This window comes from Mycobacterium sp. (assembly GCF_035570115.1).
Taxonomy (GTDB): domain Bacteria; phylum Actinomycetota; class Actinomycetes; order Mycobacteriales; family Mycobacteriaceae; genus Mycobacterium.
The window spans coordinates 1-3,077 of record NZ_DATMLH010000131.1 but is presented as its reverse complement, the minus strand read 5'-3'; the positions used below and the strand labels follow the sequence as shown (position 1 = coordinate 3,077).

The 3,077-nt window shown below is 64.8% G+C and carries 4 protein-coding genes and 1 rRNA gene; 2 read left to right on the top strand and 3 right to left on the bottom strand.

Annotation, left to right across the window (positions count from 1 at the left end; translation table 11 throughout):
• Positions 1–100 (top strand): 5S ribosomal RNA (gene rrf / locus VNW74_RS12330); the annotation flags it as partial.
• A 56-nt stretch (positions 101–156) separates the two neighbouring features.
• On the opposite strand, the gene VNW74_RS12325 is transcribed toward rrf, so the two are convergent.
• The 3 genes from VNW74_RS12325 to VNW74_RS12315 all read right to left on the bottom strand — a co-directional run bounded on the left by VNW74_RS12325 (position 157) and on the right by VNW74_RS12315 (position 2,472).
• On the bottom strand, positions 157–654 hold the full coding sequence (locus VNW74_RS12325) for a methylated-DNA--[protein]-cysteine S-methyltransferase (protein WP_325677143.1): 498 nt from the start codon (positions 652–654) through the stop codon (positions 157–159).
• Entirely contained in the window at positions 651–2,147 is a 1,497-nt protein-coding gene (locus tag VNW74_RS12320; protein WP_325677141.1) for a DNA-3-methyladenine glycosylase 2 family protein, read from the bottom strand. Before VNW74_RS12320 ends, VNW74_RS12325 begins: the two co-directional genes overlap by 4 nt.
• A 79-nt stretch (positions 2,148–2,226) precedes the next feature.
• Positions 2,227–2,472 carry a hypothetical protein gene (locus tag VNW74_RS12315; RefSeq protein ID WP_325677139.1) on the bottom strand — a complete coding sequence of 82 codons (246 nt, stop codon included), beginning with the start codon at positions 2,470–2,472 and terminating at the stop codon, positions 2,227–2,229.
• Between the two features lie 227 nt (positions 2,473–2,699).
• Between VNW74_RS12315 and VNW74_RS12310 the strand changes: the two genes are divergently transcribed.
• The coding region (locus VNW74_RS12310) for a hypothetical protein (RefSeq protein ID WP_325677137.1) at positions 2,700–3,077 on the top strand (378 nt) is incomplete at its 3' end.

The window sequence follows — 3,077 nt, the reverse complement described above, 5'->3', positions numbered from 1 at the left end:
CGACAGGGAAACGCCCGGACCCATCCCGAACCCGGAAGCTAAGCCTGCCAGCGCCGATGATACTACCCAACCCGGGTGGAAAAGTAGGACACCGCCGAACACACACCCAAAAAAGGGCACCCACAACGGTGCCCTTTTTTGCACCCAAAAATAGCCTTAATCAAAAAGCATTAAATTCCCCGATTTTACGTTCTTCTCCATTTCCAGCAGCGACCGCTTACGATCGAGGCCGCCGCCGTATCCGGTAAGACTTCCGTTTGCACCGATCACCCGGTGGCACGGGACGATAATGGCGATCGGATTGTGGCCATTTGCCAGCCCCACGGCGCGAGCGGCACCCGATGCGCCGATCTGTTCCGCGATCTCTCCGTACGATCGGGTTTCCCCGTACGGAATAGTCAGCAGCGCCTGCCAAACCCGCCGCTGAAACTCGCTACCCACCAAGCTGAGTTCGAGGTCGAAATCGGTGCGCTGACCGGCGAAGTACGCCTCGAGCTGGTCGACCGCGTCCGGAAAGACCCGATCGTCGGGCACCCAGTCAGTGCGGTTCGGCTCATAGGTCTGGTCCAGCATGCGCAGATTCGTCAGCGCGCCGCCGCGCCCCGCAAGCGCCAACGGACCGATCGGGCTGTCAATGGTGCGGTAGTGGATCATGCGATCTCCTTCGACGGCCAGTGGTTTACCGGGTGCTCCAGCGTGGTCCAGAGATGTTGTGTGGCATAGGAGCGCCAGGGGCGCCACGGATGGCTTCGCGCAGTCAGTGCCCGCGGAGCGGTCGGCAAACCCAATTGCTCGGCAGCCAAGCGCAATCCGAGGTCGCTAACGGGAAAGGCGTCTGGGTCACCCAGACCGCGCATGGCGATCACCTCGGCGGTCCACGGCCCGATGCCTGGCAGTGCCAGCAACTGGTGACGGGCCGCGTCCCAGTCGCAACCGGTGTCAAGGATCACGCTGCCATCGGCCAGCGCGGCGATGAGGGCGGTCAGGGTCCGCCGGCGTGCCTCCGGGACGGCCAGATGGGCCGGATCGATGTCGGCGAGCTGCTCAACCGACGGAAAGGTATGCGTCAGTGTGCCGTCGGCGTCGTGGACCGGCTGGCCGTATGCGATGACCAGCCTGCTCGCGTGTGTTCGCGCGGCCTTGGTGGATACCTGCTGACCCAGTACCGCTCGCAGCGCGAGTTCGTTCTCGTCGACGGTGCGGGGTATGCGTTGCCCTGGTGCCTTGGCTACCACCGGGGCCAGTGCCGGATCAGATTGCAAGATCTCGATCACCGCCTCCGGATCCGCGTCGAGGTCTAGTAGCCGCCTGCAACGGGAGATCGCGGTCGTCAGGTCGCGGAAATCGTCGAGCACCAGCAGGCATCGGACGTGGTCGGGCGCGGGTGTGAGGCTGACGATGCCGTTTCCGGACGGCAGCCGCAGGGTGCGGCGATATGTGCCGTGGCGCACTTCCTCGCATCCGGGCACCACGCCGGCAGCCAGATGACCGAAGACCCCTTCGTAGGCGAACGGAGCCCGCACCGGCAGGCGTAGCGACACCGTCCCCGGTGACCGCACGTTCAATGCGGTACGCCCGAACCGTGCGGACGCGCGTTTGCGCAACTGGGTGGGAGTGCTGTCGCACACCAAGCGCAGCGTGTCGTTGAATTGGCGGATGCTGGAAAAGCCTGCGGCAAAAGCGACATCGCCGAAAGCCAGATCAGTCGTCTCGATCAGTACGCGCGCGGTCTGCGTGCGCTGCGCGCGGGCCAGGGCAAGCGGGCCGGCACCGGTTTCGGCCTGCAGCAGCCGCTCGAGCTGACGTGTGGTGTAACCGAGACGGGCGGCAAGACCGGTGACACCCTCGCGGTCCACGACGCCGTCGGCGATCAGCCGCATGGCCCGGGCGACGAGGTCGCCGCGGATGTTCCACTCGGGCGACCCCGGCGATGCGTCCGGGCGGCAGCGCTTGCACGCGCGAAAGCCGGCACGTTGCGCGGCGGCTGCGGTTGGATAAAACCGGACATTGCGGGCGAACGGTGGCCGGACCGGACAGCTGGGGCGGCAATAAATCCCGGTGGTCAGCACCGCTGTGACGAACCAGCCGTCAAACCGAGCGTCCTTGGATTGCACGGCCCGATAGCAGCGGTCGAAGTCTTCATGCACGGTTCGACAATTACACCCGACCACTGACATTGCTGGCGGATAACCGACATCGTAGTCGGACACCAGCGCATATGTGGTGCTAGGAGGCGCTTTCCGGCGTCGACCGTGTGTGGCCGGCCCACCCGTGGCCACATTTTGGCAGGCCGCCGACACCGAGTGCCAGCACGAACGATTTGTGGCGCCCGGACTCATCGGCTAACTGCTGTAGTTGGACGGCCGTCAGTAGGCAGCTGCTCAATTGGTGTGCTGCCAGCCATTCGTCGAGCAGCTGGTCGACCGGCCCGATACGTGGCGCCGGCGCACCCGCCTCCGGCAACATCAGCATGTGGATCGCGATGGCGTTCCCCGTCTGGGTGTTGATGGTCAGCGGCTTGCTGTCGGCCCGCGCGGGGTTGTTCGAGGAACTGAGGACTGGCGGGGATGGGCCGACGGCGCCTGCCCGATGAACATCGACGCAACGGTCGTCGCCTGGTCGAATGGCCGCCGACGAAATGGTCCGGGGGCGTGATCGGGGCGTAGTGTTCGCACGGACAGTACAGAGCGGAGTCCGAAATGCCGACGAGCGATCATGACTGGAGCAAGCCAGCGGCGACGGCCATTCCCAAGGAGGGGTACTTCGAGCTCGAGCGGGGCCGCTACGGTCCGATCTATCCGAGGACTCCTGCCTGCTATGGCTTTTCGATCATCGCGAAGGTCAAAGAGGGGCGCGAAGAGGCCGTCCGCGCGTACGGCAAGCAGATCGAGGAAGCGATTGCCGGGAGTCCCGACGTGCTCGCGCCGCTGCGGCTGCACTACTTGCGGTGGGTATTGTTCGACGTCGGTTCGGGCCTGCATTTTCAGTACCAGGGCATCTTCGACACCGATTTCGACAAGTACACCGAGGATGCGGTGGCGCTGTTCAGCGCGACCGGGATCACCACGGTGTTCACC